Source organism: Coleofasciculus sp. (genome assembly GCF_046565525.1).
GTDB lineage: Bacteria > Cyanobacteriota > Cyanobacteriia > Cyanobacteriales > Coleofasciculaceae > Coleofasciculus.
Map to the genome: position 1 here is coordinate 37,995 of NZ_JBKHUP010000007.1, position 16,377 is coordinate 54,371.

A 16,377-nucleotide genomic window follows, 5' to 3' on the forward strand; every position below is an offset into this window, starting at 1 on the left:
GTGTCTTGACAATTTTAGCAAGAGACGCTCAAACCTTTTGTCTAGAGCAAAAATTCAACAACCCCACGCTCCACGTTAGTAGCGTGGGGATTGCCGGACAAACGGCAAATGAGTATTGTGCCTGGATTGAGTGTTCTCTTTACCTCCTAAGTCCAGACCGAGAAATAACGTCCAAGGCAAAATGACATGAGTAAAAGCATCGCCGATTTGCGGAAAGAGTACACCCTACAGGGGTTAAGTAAAACAGATGCTCATCCCAATCCATTTGGGCAATTTACCTTATGGTTTGACCAAGCGGTAGCCGCAAAGTTACCAGAACCCAATGCAATGACTCTGGCAACAGCAACACCCGATGGTAAACCGTCGGCGCGGATGGTACTGCTTAAAGACTACGATGAGCGGGGATTTGTTTTCTATACCAACTACCAAAGTCGCAAGGGAAAACAGTTATTGGCAAATCCTTGGGGCGCGATCGCGTTTTGGTGGACTCAGCTAGAACGACAAGTGCGGATTGAGGGACAGATTGAAAAGGTGTCAGCTCAGGAGTCAGACACTTATTTTCACAGCCGTCCTCAAGACTCTCAACTGGGTGCTTGGGCATCTGAGCAAAGTCAGGTGATTGACAGCCGCGAGGTACTTGAGCAACGATTACAACAGCTTAAAAAAGAGTATGAGCATAAAACACTGCCGCGTCCACCTCACTGGGGAGGATTCCGATTAATTCCTGTCACCATTGAGTTTTGGCAGGGGCGTCCGAGTCGGTTACATGATCGGTTGCTCTATCAACGCACAGAAGATAGCAACTGGCTGATACAACGCCTATCTCCTTAGAATTATTTGTCTTATGTCATACTCACGACGCGAGAAGCCAGCTACGTCATTTGCTGAATTGTTAATTTTTTGTAAATTAATTATTAAAAGTTTATAATTTACAAGTTATTGCCGATCGCCACAATCAAGGTTATCTTAGAAGGGCTATGATGCCAAAGCTTGATGTTGATTTTTGCAACATCAAGCCGAAAACTAATTATTAAAAATTAACCAGTGGGGTGCATCAGTGGATTAAGTTTATTCCCCTTGGGTAGAAAATAGAAATGTTGAGAGCAAAAGTTGGTCAAACGCTGACTTTACTACTGAGCTTACCAATACTTTTAGCCGCTTGTACTCCGGCTCAAAATAAGTCTGCTCAAAGCGACACAGTAACGATTATGGGAGTCGTTACCGGTAAGGGTGAGGAGGAACTCAAGAAAGCCCTAGCGCCTTTTACTGAAGAAACAGGAATTAAGGTGATTTACGAAGGCACAAATGAGTTCGCCACTCTATTACCCGTGCGGGTTGATTCAGGTAATGCGCCGGATATTGCCATGTTTCCCCAACCGGGCTTGATGGCTGACTTTGCTCGAGAAGGAAACCTGGTGGCGATTGATTCCTTTATGGATACGACACAGCTATCCAATGCTTATGCTCAGGATTGGTTGAATTTAGCTAGCGTTGATAACAAAATCTATGGTATCTGGTATAGGGCATTTGTCAAAAGCTTAGTTTGGTATAACCCAACCGCCTTTACAGCTAAGGGGTATAAAGTCCCGACAACATGGGATGAAATGATCGCATTGTCTGACAAAATTGTCGCTGATGGTGGTGTACCTTGGTGCATCGGTATGGAGAATGGTAGTGCTACAGGTTGGGTGGGGACAGACTGGGTAGAAGATATCATGCTGCATACGGCTGGCGCAGAGGTTTATGATCAGTGGATTACTCGCGAAATTTCCTTCAATCATCCCACCGTTAAGACAGCTTTTGAAAAATTTGGCACAATTGCGCTTAACCCTAAATATGTTGTTGGGGGTACAACGGGTGTGCTGAGTACCCCATTTGGAGACTCCCCGAAGGGTCTTTTTGAAGAGCCACCCAGTTGCTATATGCATCATCAGGGTAGCTTTATTACAGCATTTTTCCCGGATAATGTGGTGATGGGCAAGGATGTTGATGTTTTTCCATTTCCCAGGATTAATCAAGACATTGATGCTCCGGTTTTGGTATCAGGTGAAATCGTTGCCATGTTTAATGATACTCCAGAGGCGCGAAAGTTAATGGAGTATTTAGCAACATCAAAGCCTCATGAAATCTTGGCAAGTTTGGGTAGTTATCTCTCTCCGCATCAACAGGTGAGTTTAGACGCTTATCCGGATGAGGTGACGAAACGGCAAGCTGAGATTTTAATCAATGCGAAAGTTGTGCGCTTCGACGGTTCAGATATGATGCCAGGAGCCGTGGGAACGGGTACGTTTTGGACAGGTATTGTAGATTATGTCGGTGGAGAAGATTTGGATGGTGTTTTGAATACGATTGAGGAAAGTTGGTCTGATCAATAATATAATTTTTCTGTTTAATTTAGTTTTCTTTTCGCTGTCTCACCCAAGCACGAAAAACTTTCATCGTTTGATTTCGCCCCTCAATTTTACTCCGTTCTAAATAGTGGGGGAGTGCTTCACCCAAATAAAATCCCGAAAAATGAGGACTTTCGCTCACCTGGATGTATTCACCTTCTTGCAGCACGTTTATTTCTAATTTCGTCCCGTTAAACCGCCACAGTTCCCCTACTCCTAATGCTTCGTAGTTATTAAATCGAGTGCGGGAGGTAAGATCAATTTCCAGGGCTAAATCGGGCGGCGGATCTACGCTTAAATCAATGCGTTTTTTCCCACGAACTGCTGCTTCGTTTTCAATATAGAAGCAATCATCTGCTTCTATCCCTTGTTGCATGGTTTCACTTTTAAAGGTTGTTGAACCCAAACTTCTAAATTCTATGTCTAGTTCTTCTAGGAGTACCTTGACAAAGTCGGCAATCATTACTTTATCATCTTCATGTTCGGGTAAAGGCACCATAATTTCCAATAGTCCTTGACTATAGTTAATCCGCGAACCCCGTTGTTCACCGAACTCCTCTAGCAGTTGTTCGTACATTTGCCAACTGACATCGGTCATCAGAAGTTGTTGACCGGGGGGAAGGATTATTTGCTTAAGTTGGACTTGCATGGTTTTCTCCGGTAGAGTTCGCGATCGCGGGTTGGGGATTTGCCGCTTTCCCTTGCCTATTGCCGCCTACAGTACATCGGGTAGCGCGATCGCTCTTCGCTTTTTTCGGGGCGTGGGATGCTCCGTTACGTAAAACTTACACATACCTACCAATATCCGGTAAAATCTGCCGTTTACTTCCTGCTTCATTCTGGCGGTGTCGGCACTCATCCAGTCCACAGGCTATCACCACCTAACTGGCGGCTATCTCCAAATTGAGCGATGCGTTCAAATCGCGATCCATTTCAAAAGAGCAGTTGTCACACCGGAAAACCCTCTCAGATAGGGGCATTGAATCTTTTACGGTGTGGCATTGGGAACAGGTTTTGGTTGAGGGATACCATCTCTCAACTACAACTAAGGTTGACCCATACAATTGGCACTTGTACTCTAATTGGCATTTGAACTCATGAAAGCCCATATCTTGAATGGCTTTGGCTAACTTATGATTAGCCATCATGCCAGACACGTTGAGGTTCTCTATCCCTATTCGGCTGTGGTTTTTGGCTAAATAGGAGGTGAATTTGTGCAATGTGTCGGATCGGATGTTAGCTATTTTCCGGTGCAAACGGGCTATCTTGATTTGAGCTTTCTTGAAGTTGTTCGAGCCTTTGACTTTATGACGGTTGAGCCATTGCAATCTTGAGAGCTTTTTCTCATGCTTGCGGTAGGCTTTCGCGCCGTCTACCACAACCCCTGTAGACAAGACAGCTAGTGCCTTGACGCCTAAATCCACTCCCACAACGGGGTAAGGTTTATGGATATTGAACGGCTCAATCTCCAACTTAAAACTGATAAACCAGCGATCAGCCGTTCTGGAAATGGTTACGGATTTGGGTTGATAAGCTAATGGTAATCGCTCATAAGTTCTTAAAGTACCGATGACCGGGACTCTAATCCTGTTGTGTTCGACTTTGATTGCCCCATCCAGGGTGAAGCTATCGCCCCGTCCTTTTTTCTTAAACCGTGGGGGCTTGCTTGTTTTCTTAAATGCCCGTTTCCAAGCCTCAGCTAATTGTCTGAGCGCATATTGGGGAGCGCATTTGCTTACCTCGTAGTACCAGGGATAAGCGGGTTTAACCAGCGCTACCAACCATTTATGTAGGTCAATACCAGTAGGGAATTTTATCTTGTCCTCTGGAGTATTCCGGTTGTGTAAGAGTATCTGTTTGGTTAAACCCAGTCCCCAATTCCAAGCATGACGGGCTGTGCCAGCGTGTTTAGCTAACAGCGTCCTTTGCTTATTGTTCAGTCTTAGTTCTGTCTTGAATCCTAGCAACATTGATCCGACCCATTCAATGTGATACTTTTATCATACAGCCATAAGTTTTTGTTTTCCGAAAAAATAACCCTGAGACATTTTCCAGAAATATCTAGAAATTACCTGTAAATCAGGCTTTAATCATTAACCATTGAAAAAAATGAGACACGAACAAACAGCTAGGCAACCGACTGTCAACCTTTTTCCATCAAGAACCTATGGGGTATTTTTCATACAGTAGAGACGCAATGGTTTGGTATTTAATCATGCTTTTGTGGACAACAAAGCTGTCCGTTCCAAAGTAAGTGTCATCATTTGTCGGCGTAAAGTGCCAAGTAATGTAGATCACTTCTCCTTCAATCACTTCAGGATCAATTATGTTTTCACCATTGCTAAATATCTGAAAAAGACGCCCAAAAACACCACGTACTGCTTCAATCCCCTTGTACACTGTATTGTTCAAAATCAATATGGAGTCTTCGCCATAGTCAGCCATAATCTCATCTAGATCGCCTGCATCCCATGCTTCAATGTGGTGTTTCCACACCTTTTTCGTTTCCTCTGTCGTTTTATCCGTTTTCATAATACAATTCCTCCCACTTAAGAACGCTGAATGGGTGAGACGTAGAGACGCGCCATGGCGCGTCTCTACATAGCTAACCGAACTTGATATTATACATAGTCCAAGTTGAGGGTAATCGACGAAGCATTATCGAATACCTTGATGAAACTGATGTTGATGGTATCGTTGTAATACCAAGCATTATTGGCAGAATCGTTGAGATGCTGCGCCCGTTCCTCTGGGCTGTTACCAGTAATTGCACTTACCTGTTGTCCGGCAATGGTAACGCTCTTGAGTGGGCCAAAATTTCCCTTTGCCTCCCCTGGATCATGCAACAGAGCCACAAAGAAATACTGCTCGTATTGGGGCGTATATCCATCGTGGACGCGCTCTACTTTAATCTCCCGCGTCTTTTCGCTGGTGTAGCTGTGGGTAATCTTGGTCGCCCGATATTCGTCGTTGGCTTTATCGTCATCCACTTCGGCTTTCGGAGCAGACGAACGGCTCACCCCATCATCCAAATACATGGTGTATTCCCCTTGCTGCCCAGGATATACATTCAGGGTAATCGGATTGGGTTTCCCTTCTGCATTTAATTGTCCCACGTATTGTTCTAGCTCAATGGTGGGAATAATTGCCCCTGCGCGGACATACATGGGAACGATAAAGTGAATGTGATCGCCATTGAGATTGATATTGGCATCAAAATCGCGTATCGTTGTTCCCCCTTCTACCACAGAACCCAAAGGCATACTGTTGTTCACAAAACCATACCAGTCGCTACCTTGGGGCAGATAAACATCCCGCTTACCATTGTTGTTATTTTCCGATTGCGGGTGCAACACTGGAGCAATCAGCAGATCTTTGCGGACAAAGAACTCATCGTTGAGGAATTGTTCTTTATCGTTGTACAGAGATAAGTCGTGGGGATCGTTGAGGAACAAGGGACGGCATATCGGTAGACCATCCAGGGTATTCTCAAACAAAGCATCATAGAACAACTGCATCAGGCGATAGCGCAGCTGAATATAATGCCGGCAAATTGTCGGAACCATGTAGTACAAGTCTTGGGGAGCGGGAATCTCCTTACCCCAGGTTTGAAACCACTCCGTATACTGGAAGACTTCTTGGAACTCTTTGCGCCCTTTGCGGACGTAGTGATTGCGGAACCAGGGTAAGAAAGCACCTGCAGCCGTCCAACGAATCACCAGTTCTGGATTTGCCCACTTCTGCTTATCGTCGCTGGCTGACTGTTCAAAACCGCCAATATCTTGCCCGGTGATGGCTAAGGCGTGCATACCGAGAGACAGAACTTGGGAGATATTCATCTGGAAGAAATCCCAGTCAGAGGAGTTATCCCCTGTCCACAAGCCAGCATATCGGTGAGAACCCACATAACTGCCCCGTCCAATGATAAAGTTGCGCTTATTCTCCCGTCCGGGTAGTTTATTCAGTCCTTCGTAGGTGGCTTTGTGCAGATTGTAGGAGTAGGTGTTCCATGCTTTCAGGACAGTGGTTTGTTCCACTGTGCCTTCAAAGTCGGTGTTGATATAGAGCTTGAAGGGGAAGCCTTTCATATCTCCCCGCTTATCTCGGATTGCCGGGGTGGTCATATCCTGCCAGACAAATTCTAGCCCCTGCTCGAACAAGTAGGTATACTGTTTACCCCACCATTCGCGCACTTCAGGGCGGGCGAAATCGGCGTAGTGACCTGGACTTCCCAGCTCGTTGCCAGCGCCATCGTTTCCGTAGTACACTTCACCGATGTAAGGTTTGCCGCTGTTGTAACCTTCAACCCACCCATCTGGATTGGAAGAGTATTCATTACCGCCACCGTAGATTTGGTAGTAAAAATTGTCGGGATTGTTTGCATCGTAGCGCTTGTCGAGAACAAAGTAGCCGTTGTCTAGTCCCTCTTTGTAGGTTGAGTAGTAACCTGGGTTGCCCTCATCTTGCTTGCTAATCACCGGGGTAATATTAGTGCTACACTTAACCCCCCGCGATCGCAGGTAACTGAACATTTCCTTGTGATTGCCGAAGGTTTGCTCCTGGGGATTGTTCTTATTCGTTTGGTAGTTCGGCTTGATCGTAAAAGTCCGGTAGTTATCTTGAAGATCGACATCTACAGCCAGCCCATCCAGAGGAATACCATAATCCCGATGTTTGTCAACAGCCCACTTGAGATCTGCCGCACATTCGTATCCATAGCACCCTTGGTGATATCCCAGGGCGTAACGCGGTTTCAACTCAGCGCGACCGACAATGGCGGTAAAGCTATCTAAGATATCCTTGGGATCTTCTGCGATGAAGACGTAATAGTCAAGGTCGTTAAAGCGAGTGCCCAACATATAGCGACTGGAGTTGCTATAGTTGATATCAATAAACACTTGACTGGGGTTATCCAGGAGAACTGCATTGACGTTTTTACTCCCCGGAATACCATTAAACTCATAGAAGAAAGGCTCCGAGTGGTAAAGGGGTTCGCGGTTATCTAAAGGTCCTCGATCATAGACCTGTCGATACCGCATATTATCGAAGTTGAAATAATTCAACTGCTCGGTATTTTTGCTGAGTTTGGTTCCTCCCTGTTCGCCAAACCCAATATACTTGGAATCGGCTGGACTCTTGACTGCTTGGATGATGGCATAATCATCTGGACCATTGGGGGTATAGTAAATTCCTGGTTCTGCGGTTTGCCAAAGGGGAATTTTTGCATAGTCGGCATTGGATGTGGAGTTGTTGAACACTTTGATGCCAAAGGGGTCCAAGGTGACAACCACTTCCATGACCACGGGATTATGGTCAGACTTGGTTTTCAAAACCACCTGACCATTGCTTTCGATGTATTCTACATCAAAGAGTAGATTTTTGAGTAACTCTTCGTCTGTTTCATCAAAGTTACGGTTTGCCAGCAAGTGGTCAAGAAGGCTATATTCCCCCTCCGTTGACTTTTTCGGGTTGAAGCGCACCCGCAAGGTATCATTCTGAAGGATCTGGATTAACATCAGGCAATCGCTGCCATCTCCCTTCTTGAATGTAAGGCTCAACGTGTTTTGAGTCGCCTCGAAGGAATGACTGACGGCTGAGTCCAGTTTGTCCCATTCTTTATAGCGACCAAAATATTCCTCAACCTTGAGAAACTTGTAAATGCGATTACTTGGAAAAATTTCGTTCGACATGATGATGTTACGTTCTCTCGGCAAAAATAATTAAAGAAAGGTTGAATTTTGTTCTGAATAGAGTCACGCAACAAAATATGGGAATTTCCCAGATAATGTAGCGAGGGAAACATGATTAAAAAAGTTGAAACGCTAATGGTGAATGAATTATCGCCAAAAGCTTTAAGCCGAAAAACAAAGGCACTATTAAGAATTATTTCATGGATACTGCCATGAAATCAAAACTTAGATATGGATGTTTTGGTACTGAGCAACCCGGAAATAGTTTCCCGTTCAAATTCCTCGATATACCTTAATCCAATTATTCCCTTTTTCCCACTTTGTGGCTATTTTTAATGGGGTGATATTCGATCGCCATCCAGATGCAATCGGTATCCGCGTAATATTGATGCCACGGATAGGTATACTTCTGGTGTTTGTGAACTTTACCAAATGGAATGATCTGGGTATATCCCTCAATCATCAAGAGATCTTCATAGAGAGTGTTAAAATCGTTCTCTTTGAACTTCTGCATACTTCCCCGTCCAAAGATTTGGGTATGAATTTCAAGGAAGTCATGTTGGTTATGGATAGCACAATCGGTAAGAGAAGGGGCATACCAGAGGTTGACTTTAACCGAAAACTTCTCTTGGTGATCAGGCTGACTCGATTGCCTTGCCATAAAGTAAGGATCAACTTCTAGGATTCCGGCTTCGTCTTGGGGGGACTTCCAGAGGGGTACATCTTTGGGAAAGTCTACACCAGGGAAGTTGCCTAACAAATCCCACCCTGACTCAAAGACAATCTTACCGATGTTTTTCGTCTCTACCACTTCAAGCAACAGCAACGATTTTGCTTCCTTGATGATGGTATCGTTGAGGATTGTCGAGGAAAAGGCGGGAATAATGCTCCTACTCGTTTCGTTCAGGTAAGCATCGGATTCTTCTGGGTTGACAACAATGGTACGCCTGTTAATGGGATAATTTTCCACATTTTCAACGTACTTCGCATCTATGTATGTACCAGAAAAATTAAGGGGCTTGACTTTGTTTGTTCCCATGTATTTTTGATAAATTTATAAGAGCAGTTGACCCGATTTTCAGTGAACCCAAGGATGGTTTAGTTCATTTACTATACATACAATTATCACAGTAAGGTAGTAATTACTACTGCCTCAACAAATTTTAATATTATTTATTTATTTTTATATTCATATAGCCATATTGGAGACTATTTATAAAGTAAATAATTGCCTGTACTTTTGAACTCTAGAGAGCCTGTCAACTAAATCTGTCGTAGATAACGGGGGTGAGCAGGTGTACCCCAACACACCTGTTGAGCCGGAATATTACTAAAAACACTACTGCGGGCGCCAATCACTGCATTCGCCCCAATTTGGACACCGGGAGCAATAAAACAATCAGTAGCAATCCAAACTCCGTTCCCAATGCTAATTCCCGCTGTTTTTAGACCAAAAGCCGAATCTTGAATATCATGACTTCCGGTGCAAAGATAGCTTTTCTGAGAAATCACACAATGGCATCCGATGCGAATCTGCTCTAAGCTGTACAAAACCACATCATCCCCAATCCAGCTATAGTCTCCGATTTCTACCTTCCAAGGATAGGTAAAGCGAGCGGTGGGACGGATGAGTACCCCTTGACCAATCGTGGCACCAAATAAGCGCAGCAAAAAGCAGCGAAAGCCATTGAAATTATGAGGACTTATCGGAAAAGCAACAGCTTGAACTAACCACCAGAGTAAAACAAACCAGCTTGAACGCCCCCGGTCAAAGTTGGACTGGTCATACTTTCGCAAATCAACTAAAGGTGTGTCATCCAAAACAGGAGGTTCGGTTAAACCTGGAACAGTGGTGTCTAAGTCTTGGCTCATAGATACTTATACCATTTTAGATTTTAGATTCTTGGCTAATCAGTTATTGGATTTTTTCCTAGTCAAATCAATACAGTAAACTGGCAAGCTAAAACCCCTTAATATCACGGATTTTCCGTGTTATCCAGTTTTCTGTGTCCTATTTCTTTTCACCAAATCTTAATCAGCAATTTGAACCTTGTAACAATCGATTAGGGCTTGGGAGAAACCCCAGAAGTCGCCGGAGATTTCGGAGATGAAACGGCTGATGTTTCCACCTCTGGATTCAGCTGACCGCCAAACTTGCGTAATTCGTAGAGTTTGACACCAATTTGATATTCGTATTGACTCAACAAACGTCCGTAAATATAACCTGCCTTACCATCCAGAAACCCGAATTGGATAAAATAAAAGATAATGAACCGCAAGGTAGGTTTAAATGGCATCCAAACCCAAACCTTTCTCAGAAAACGCTTACGCTGTACCGCATCACCAAATAAATTAGCACCAATCGTACCTGATTCATCATGACCCGTGAGCATATTAAGGTAGACCCGGGCTTCCCAGTTGGAATAGCGATTGTGTCGTGCCAGCCAGTGGTAGATATCTCGGAAATCGATATGATCCATGTCCGCTTTGAGATAACCGACTAAGCCTTTAAGGATAACGTGTTCGTGAACTTCATTATCCCCCGTGTTGGGGATTCCTTCGGTTCCCAGGTTTTCGTAGCGACCTTTTTGATGTTTAAACAAGCGCAGATTCCAATCGGGATATTTCCCCCCATGGCGAATCCACTTGCCTAAGAAATAAACGCGGCGATTGATATAGTACCCTTCATAGTTAGGATCGTTAATCGCCGTAGCAATTTCATCCCAAAGTGCAGGGGGAATGCGTTCATCGCAATCTACAATCAGCACCCATTCATTGCGAAAGGGTAGATTCTCCAAACTCCAATTTTTCTTTTTGGGCCAACGTCCATTAAAATAAAATTGCACAACTTTCGCTCCAGCGTTTTCGGCAATTTCGATAGAGCGATCGCTACTTTGAGAATCCACTACGAACACTTCATCGGCTCTGGCGACACTAGCCAGACAAGCCGGAAGGTTAGCTTCTTCGTTTTTGGCTGGAATTAGAACAGAAATGGGAACTTTAGAATCGATAGTGGTCATGATTAAAAAATATTTAATCGGTAAAAACGGGAACGTTTGACTTGTATTTTGAACCCTACAATGAATAGGAGTCAAAACGTGAGCGAGTTTGGGCGAGTGGAACTGTGATAAATGTTGAAAATTGTGGCATTTTCCTAATTCCTTGATAGGAGCATGAGATTTTGCCACCTTGACCATACCATCCCAGCTTACTAAACGAACCTTTGGCTAGATACTCAAATCCATAGCCATAGTTTAGCGTCTTAAGCGTCTTTCTTCTGGTGGGATAGGCTACAGTACAATTCTCAGTTAAAGAATTTGACCTGGATCAGGGATGGGAAACAGTGATAGATGTGCCATTACGTTCTATCAATGTTATAGCTTCCTCACTCACTAACCTGCCAACTTTCTGTTGAACCCTCAATCGTTACCGAGATGAGCATGCAACACCGCTAGGGTTTCTGCAAGCTGGCTTAGGCGCGTTTCCAGATCATTTTTGCGACTCAGTAGCTGTCGTAGCTTCTGATAACGCGCGATCGCTAAACTAACACTAGGGACTTGATCCGCAGGACAGATACGCACCCAAAACTGCCCATCAGTATCCAAACCACAAAGGCGATAACCCGCACGGGGGGATTCACAGGTGACATGAGTATCAGTATCAGATTGATGCCACGGTTGGGTTACATAGTCCATGAGTCGATCCACCTCAGCACGACGTACTCCTGGGTGATCAGCTTCAGGTTGACGCGCATGAGATTCTAACCAACCCTCAACGATGGGTCCATCCATATAAATATCTTGAATTTGGCGCACAATCGTGTGTAGTTGGTTCTGCCAACCTGAGACAATCTCTTCAATTTCTTTAAGCAGGTTCATTGCCAATGCGGGATTGGCGCTATGGCGATGTTCACTGAAGCTAGCGGATTTAAGTTTAGGTAGTGTAGGAGTTTTACTTTGCTGTTTTTGAGCCGGGAATGGCGTAACACTAATCGAAAATGAAGGCTCTTTTCCTTTGGCGGAGTCACGGGCATTGCTGTCAGTTGAGTCTGTTGGGGACGCCACAGCCGTGGATGAGGCTTTGTCATCCTGGGCTAACTGAGATAGAGTGCTTTCGATCCGTTGCAGTTCTGGTTTCATGTTTCTGATGCCACTGGGCAAAAATCACGCTTAATGCAGCAGATGAAGTCCCTAGGGTTTGGTTTTGGGACATTGCCACCCACTTATTCAATTTTTAACCCAATCCGGGAATGGATTCGGCAAATCGCTAATTTTTGGTCATTGTCCAGTAAAATCGATCATGGCAGACGAAAGCGATCGCAGGAACTATACTACCCATGGGTCAGCTTATCCTGGTCACAGGTCCAGCACGTTCTGGAAAAAGTGAATGGGCAGAACAGTTAGCCCAACAGACGGATAAGCAGGTCGTTTATGTGGCAACGGCACAGGTTGATCCTAACGATTTGGAATGGGTTGCCCGGATTGAGAAGCATCAACAGAGACGCCCCACCGAGTGGACATTGATGTGGACACCGATAGAATTAGCACAGACAATTCTGGAGTGGGATCAACAGAATTACTGTCTGTTAATTGACTCTTTGGGAACCTGGGTCGCCAATTGCCTAGAACAAGAGGATTCTAGTTGGCAGTATAGGAAAGACACCCTCTTGAGCCTTGTCAGCCAAACCTCAGCCACCATAATTCTGGTTGCTGAAGAGACAGGTTGGGGTGTGGTTCCAGCTTATCCCATGGGCAGAACCTTTCGCGATCGCCTCGGTCAAGTCGTGCGTCAGTTGGGTATTATGGCAAACCCCGTTTATTTGGTTACGGGCGGTCATCTGCTTAATCTCAGCACCCTGGGATCACCGCTATCACGGGAATCGCTACCATAGAAATACAGACGGTAATAATAAAGCAGCTATTGCTGCTGAGGTCTAATATATTCTATGGCATCTGAACAGCAAGTCAAACGTTACCTAGCCTATTGGTTTCAGGTTGGCAAAAAAGTTGTCGTCCGCAATGGTGAAAACGTGCTGCAACCGCAGCGAATCATTGCTGGCGATCGCTATAGTCAGGAGTTTGAGGAACTCTGGCAATATCTACTTTCACCCGAAAGCGGGGATTGTTATCTCACAGGAACCAGTCAAACGGTTTGTGAATTGTTGACATCAAAGTGGGACCTTGAACCCTGTTCCCGCTGTGATATGCCCGTTCCTATGTTCAACGTGGGATCACCGCCAGAGTCTTGCACCTGTGACGATTTATCCAATTGGCCCAATACGGATTTACCCACGCCGCGAGAACCGATCAATACTCAGAATCGCTTGAGTGCGATTCACCAACGCCTTCGTCACGGGGAAAATAGAGAGGGTGGCGATCGCGATCGTTCTCCCGATCCAAAAAATCAGACAAGAGAATCTTCTCGTCCCCCAGAATCGTTAAATCAAAAAGACTATATGCGGTTGGTGCGCGATCGCTCTTGTTGTCCGTTACCTCAAACCTCTACAGAACCTACCGATACCCAGTAAATTCGGATCACAATTCATTGGCAATCTGGTAAGCACAAATCTGCTAGTGATTAAAGTTCTCAATCAAACTTAACACCCTTGCACTGGGTAACTCTTCCGGACTGGATTTGAACCGGAAGTTATTTTAAGTAGAGCTTACATTGAACTTAAAGTGTTTTGCCGACTCTAGGTCGAAGGTATCCAACAAGACATAACCTAAACCGAGCCAATATCCTAGCTGGAGCAGTTTTCCGGCTGATGGCTCGTGATGGCAAGCAAAGTGCTAGCAAACGATGTCTTTGTTTCCCCGTTCACCTCCTGAAAGGAGTGGATAGGATATCTATCCCGATCGAGTCGCCTGTTTGGGTGTAAGGTCTGTTAAGTCGATTGACATTGAGCTGCTTATGAAGTTCTCCGCTATGCGAAATATAGGAATTGCCGCAGGCGGAGCTTTTTTATGGGTAATGTTATTCATTAAAGCTCAAGCTATTAATTCTACTCAACACCATCACTATCTGTCAAATTTACACCAACTTCAAGAAACTAGCGCAACTTTAAATACGGATATCTTGCAGGTTCAACAGGATTCTTTGGATGATTATGAAACTATTCTTAATGATTTAAGGCAACTTCAGAAATTACACCATACCCTAGAAAATATTCCTAATTTTGTCAATAGCCAGCATGAACCAAAAATTAAGTCGGCTTTACGACGTAATCGCTCACTATTTGAGCGCAAGAAAGAGTTAATCCAAGAAGTAATCAAAAAAGAAACTATTCTCAATCAATCCTTAACCTCTCTGCCCAATACTATTCAAGAATTCTCTAATAAAGCCGCAGCGGAACCAAAGGCTGATGACTTGATCAATCGATTAAATCCTCTATTGAACGATGTTTTAATTTATACTCTGTCTCCCAATGATGAATTAATTTTAAAAATTCAGAGACAAGTGGCAGCAATTCGGCAACGTGCAGCTGTATTGGCAGCGTCTTCTGCTTTAAGTATTTCTGAACTCGATACCGCCCTAATCTATGCCGAAATTATTGTGACCCATGAATCTCAGGTTGATAGTCTGGTGATGCAAATTCTGGAATTGCCCACTGATCAACAGAGTCAACAGCTCCTGCAAATTTATCACCGTTCTTATCAACTATCTTTAAGAAATACTCAACTTTACCGTATTTTATTTTATACCGTTTCTGGTGTTATAACCGCCACGTTATTTATTCTGTTTACATTAAAAACTAAAGAGTTAACCCAAAAACTTCAAAAATGTGAAGAAAAATATCGCAGTAGTTTTGACAACTCAGTCGAAGGAATTTTTAAAATTACTCCCAGTGGACGCTTTTTAAGTGCGAATACAACGTTAGCTACTATTTATGGTTATGCTTCTGCGGAAGAAATATGTGCAAATTTAACTAACCTGAATCGACAGCTTTACGTTCAGCCCAACCGTCACGATGAATTAATTCGTATCCTCGAAAAATATGGAACAGTTTCAGATTTTGAATCGCAAGTTTACCGCAAGAATGGTAGCAAAATCTGGATTGAGGAGAAGGCAAGAGCCATTCGCGATCGCCACGGTGATTTTATTTATTATGAAGGAACAGTAGAAGATATTACGGTACGTAAAGCGTGGCAAGAAGCGCTACACTATGAACAAGAGCAAGCCGAACGTCTACTGTTAAATATTTTACCCAAAGTAATTGCTCAACGGTTGAAACAACTCGAAAGTACAATCGCCGATAATTTTGAGGAAGTCACGGTTTTGTTTGCTGATATTGTTGGCTTTACAGAATTATCGGCTCGCTTTCCACCAGCGCAAGTTGTTGAATTACTCAACCGGATTTTTTCTGCATTTGATGAATTGAGTGATTGCTACGGGTTGGAGAAAATTAAAACGATTGGTGATGCGTATATGGTGGTGGGTGGATTACCCACTCCCCGCCCCGATCATGCTGAAGCCACTGCGAATATGGCACTGGATATGCAACAGGTAATTACCAAATTTAATAACCAAAATAATCAGACCTTAAGCATTCGCATTGGTATGAATACAGGACCCGTTGTTGCTGGCGTAATTGGCATCAAAAAGTTTAGTTATGATCTGTGGGGAGATACGGTTAATATCGCCTCACGCATGGAATCTCAAGGACTCCCTGATCAAATTCAAGTTACTGAATTTACGTATAAAAAGTTACAGGATAAATATTTATTTGAAGAACGAGGTATGATTCAGGTTAAAGGGAAAGGAAAAATGATGACTTACTTTCTTAAAGGGAAGATTAAATAACTATTTAATTTTTCTACTTCTGAGAATTTGAGTATATTTATTTAAGTATATATACTGATTCAAGTGAGAGCTGATCAACAATCATCCAGAATCATCATCATTTGCCGATCAGAGCTGGAGAGAGCAATGGGATTCATAAGATATCTCTATAGAAAAACCAGAGCTAGATTGAGTTTTATTAATAAACTATAAAGAGAACGTCCAAGTGGATTGAAATTATAGGGGAATCACGATGCTAAGGGATCGGGGCAGTTCAAAAGTACCGTTAAATCACAAAGACAAAGCGGCGTTAGATAATATGTTTTCCGGATTAGACAGTGAGTTCATTAATCAAATAGAGACGATTAGTTCTTACTATGCCGTAGCGCCCTTAGATCGTTGGGAAGAGAAAGGATGGGTGCGCGGTGGCTGCTTATCGGGTTGTCATAACTCTACAGTATGAACACCTTTTATAGCAACCGCCATAGCGGTTAGGACACATCATTTAGTTGTTCCAG

16 protein-coding genes are annotated in these 16,377 nt (G+C 43.8%); 8 read left to right on the plus strand and 8 right to left on the minus strand.

Annotated elements, in window-relative coordinates; all coding sequences use genetic code 11:
• The first annotated feature begins 5 nt into the window (after positions 1-5).
• The 3 genes from ACLGGO_RS03760 to ACLGGO_RS03770 all read left to right on the plus strand — a co-directional run bounded on the left by ACLGGO_RS03760 (position 6) and on the right by ACLGGO_RS03770 (position 2,375).
• Positions 6-185 carry a hypothetical protein gene (locus tag ACLGGO_RS03760; RefSeq protein WP_446418317.1) on the plus strand — a complete coding sequence of 60 codons (180 nt, stop codon included), beginning with the start codon at positions 6-8 and terminating at the stop codon, positions 183-185.
• Between the two features lies 1 nt (position 186).
• Positions 187-831, plus strand: coding sequence for a pyridoxamine 5'-phosphate oxidase (pdxH, locus tag ACLGGO_RS03765; RefSeq protein ID WP_446418318.1), 645 nt, complete (start codon positions 187-189; stop codon positions 829-831).
• A gap of 263 nt (positions 832-1,094) precedes the next feature.
• The gene (locus tag ACLGGO_RS03770) at positions 1,095-2,375 is read left to right on the plus strand and encodes an ABC transporter substrate-binding protein (RefSeq protein WP_446418319.1); all 1,281 of its coding nucleotides are present in this window, start codon (positions 1,095-1,097) and stop codon (positions 2,373-2,375) included.
• Positions 2,376-2,394: 19 nt separating this feature from the next.
• On the opposite strand, the gene ACLGGO_RS03775 is transcribed toward ACLGGO_RS03770, so the two are convergent.
• Positions 2,395-3,039: a Uma2 family endonuclease gene (locus ACLGGO_RS03775; RefSeq protein WP_446418320.1), complete on the minus strand. Its 645-nt coding sequence runs from the start codon at positions 3,037-3,039 to the stop codon at positions 2,395-2,397.
• Here ACLGGO_RS03775 and ACLGGO_RS03780 point away from each other — a divergent pair.
• Positions 3,038-3,172, plus strand: coding sequence for a hypothetical protein (locus tag ACLGGO_RS03780; protein WP_446418321.1), 135 nt, complete (start codon positions 3,038-3,040; stop codon positions 3,170-3,172). The genes ACLGGO_RS03775 and ACLGGO_RS03780 overlap by 2 nt on opposite strands.
• 99 nt (positions 3,173-3,271) lie before the next feature.
• Here the strand turns inward: ACLGGO_RS03780 and ACLGGO_RS03785 are convergent, their stop codons facing one another.
• The 7 genes from ACLGGO_RS03785 to ACLGGO_RS03815 form a co-directional block, all read right to left on the minus strand.
• Entirely contained in the window at positions 3,272-4,360 is a 1,089-nt protein-coding gene (locus tag ACLGGO_RS03785; RefSeq protein ID WP_446418322.1) for an RNA-guided endonuclease InsQ/TnpB family protein, read from the minus strand.
• A 187-nt stretch (positions 4,361-4,547) separates the two neighbouring features.
• On the minus strand, positions 4,548-4,922 hold the full coding sequence (locus tag ACLGGO_RS03790) for a nuclear transport factor 2 family protein (protein WP_446334445.1): 375 nt from the start codon (positions 4,920-4,922) through the stop codon (positions 4,548-4,550).
• Positions 4,923-5,011: 89 nt separating this feature from the next.
• Positions 5,012-8,080: a TIM-barrel domain-containing protein gene (locus ACLGGO_RS03795; RefSeq protein ID WP_446418323.1), complete on the minus strand. Its 3,069-nt coding sequence runs from the start codon at positions 8,078-8,080 to the stop codon at positions 5,012-5,014.
• A 301-nt stretch (positions 8,081-8,381) separates the two neighbouring features.
• Complete coding sequence (locus ACLGGO_RS03800; RefSeq protein WP_446418324.1) at positions 8,382-9,119, minus strand: hypothetical protein; 738 nt, start codon at positions 9,117-9,119, stop codon at positions 8,382-8,384.
• 224 nt (positions 9,120-9,343) lie between these two features.
• Positions 9,344-9,952, minus strand: coding sequence for a hormogonium polysaccharide biosynthesis acetyltransferase HpsU (hpsU, locus tag ACLGGO_RS03805; protein WP_446337633.1), 609 nt, complete (start codon positions 9,950-9,952; stop codon positions 9,344-9,346).
• A 191-nt stretch (positions 9,953-10,143) separates the two neighbouring features.
• Positions 10,144-11,100: a glycosyltransferase family 2 protein gene (locus ACLGGO_RS03810; RefSeq protein WP_446418325.1), complete on the minus strand. Its 957-nt coding sequence runs from the start codon at positions 11,098-11,100 to the stop codon at positions 10,144-10,146.
• A gap of 399 nt (positions 11,101-11,499) precedes the next feature.
• Complete coding sequence (locus ACLGGO_RS03815; RefSeq protein ID WP_446418326.1) at positions 11,500-12,219, minus strand: hypothetical protein; 720 nt, start codon at positions 12,217-12,219, stop codon at positions 11,500-11,502.
• Between the two features lie 197 nt (positions 12,220-12,416).
• On the opposite strand from ACLGGO_RS03815, the gene cobU reads away from it, so the two are divergent.
• The 4 genes from cobU (at position 12,417) to ACLGGO_RS03835 (ending at position 16,322) form a co-directional block, all read left to right on the plus strand.
• Positions 12,417-12,971 carry a bifunctional adenosylcobinamide kinase/adenosylcobinamide-phosphate guanylyltransferase gene (gene cobU / locus ACLGGO_RS03820; RefSeq protein ID WP_446418327.1) on the plus strand — a complete coding sequence of 185 codons (555 nt, stop codon included), beginning with the start codon at positions 12,417-12,419 and terminating at the stop codon, positions 12,969-12,971.
• 54 nt (positions 12,972-13,025) lie between these two features.
• Entirely contained in the window at positions 13,026-13,607 is a 582-nt protein-coding gene (locus tag ACLGGO_RS03825; protein ID WP_446337629.1) for a hypothetical protein, read from the plus strand.
• Positions 13,608-14,005: 398 nt separating this feature from the next.
• The gene (locus ACLGGO_RS03830; protein WP_446418328.1) at positions 14,006-15,880 is read left to right on the plus strand and encodes an adenylate/guanylate cyclase domain-containing protein; all 1,875 of its coding nucleotides are present in this window, start codon (positions 14,006-14,008) and stop codon (positions 15,878-15,880) included.
• A gap of 232 nt (positions 15,881-16,112) precedes the next feature.
• Positions 16,113-16,322: a hypothetical protein gene (locus ACLGGO_RS03835; protein WP_446418329.1), complete on the plus strand. Its 210-nt coding sequence runs from the start codon at positions 16,113-16,115 to the stop codon at positions 16,320-16,322.
• The last annotated feature ends 55 nt before the right edge of the window (positions 16,323-16,377 follow it).

What these genes read in the sequence shown, in the direction of transcription:
- pdxH (WP_446418318.1), top strand. Translation starts at nt 187, where the DNA reads ATGAGTAAAAGCATCGCCGATTTGCGGAAAGAGTACACCCTACAGGGG.
- ACLGGO_RS03770 (WP_446418319.1), top strand. Translation starts at nt 1,095, where the DNA reads ATGTTGAGAGCAAAAGTTGGTCAAACGCTGACTTTACTACTGAGCTTA.
- ACLGGO_RS03780 (WP_446418321.1), top strand. Translation starts at nt 3,038, where the DNA reads ATGGTTTTCTCCGGTAGAGTTCGCGATCGCGGGTTGGGGATTTGCCGC.
- ACLGGO_RS03775 (WP_446418320.1), bottom strand. Translation starts at nt 3,039, where the DNA reads ATGCAAGTCCAACTTAAGCAAATAATCCTTCCCCCCGGTCAACAACTT.
- ACLGGO_RS03785 (WP_446418322.1), bottom strand. Translation starts at nt 4,360, where the DNA reads ATGTTGCTAGGATTCAAGACAGAACTAAGACTGAACAATAAGCAAAGG.
- ACLGGO_RS03790 (WP_446334445.1), bottom strand. Translation starts at nt 4,922, where the DNA reads ATGAAAACGGATAAAACGACAGAGGAAACGAAAAAGGTGTGGAAACAC.
- ACLGGO_RS03795 (WP_446418323.1), bottom strand. Translation starts at nt 8,080, where the DNA reads ATGTCGAACGAAATTTTTCCAAGTAATCGCATTTACAAGTTTCTCAAG.
- ACLGGO_RS03800 (WP_446418324.1), bottom strand. Translation starts at nt 9,119, where the DNA reads ATGGGAACAAACAAAGTCAAGCCCCTTAATTTTTCTGGTACATACATA.
- hpsU (WP_446337633.1), bottom strand. Translation starts at nt 9,952, where the DNA reads ATGAGCCAAGACTTAGACACCACTGTTCCAGGTTTAACCGAACCTCCT.
- ACLGGO_RS03810 (WP_446418325.1), bottom strand. Translation starts at nt 11,100, where the DNA reads ATGACCACTATCGATTCTAAAGTTCCCATTTCTGTTCTAATTCCAGCC.
- ACLGGO_RS03815 (WP_446418326.1), bottom strand. Translation starts at nt 12,219, where the DNA reads ATGAAACCAGAACTGCAACGGATCGAAAGCACTCTATCTCAGTTAGCC.
- cobU (WP_446418327.1), top strand. Translation starts at nt 12,417, where the DNA reads ATGGGTCAGCTTATCCTGGTCACAGGTCCAGCACGTTCTGGAAAAAGT.
- ACLGGO_RS03825 (WP_446337629.1), top strand. Translation starts at nt 13,026, where the DNA reads ATGGCATCTGAACAGCAAGTCAAACGTTACCTAGCCTATTGGTTTCAG.
- ACLGGO_RS03830 (WP_446418328.1), top strand. Translation starts at nt 14,006, where the DNA reads ATGCGAAATATAGGAATTGCCGCAGGCGGAGCTTTTTTATGGGTAATG.
- ACLGGO_RS03835 (WP_446418329.1), top strand. Translation starts at nt 16,113, where the DNA reads ATGCTAAGGGATCGGGGCAGTTCAAAAGTACCGTTAAATCACAAAGAC.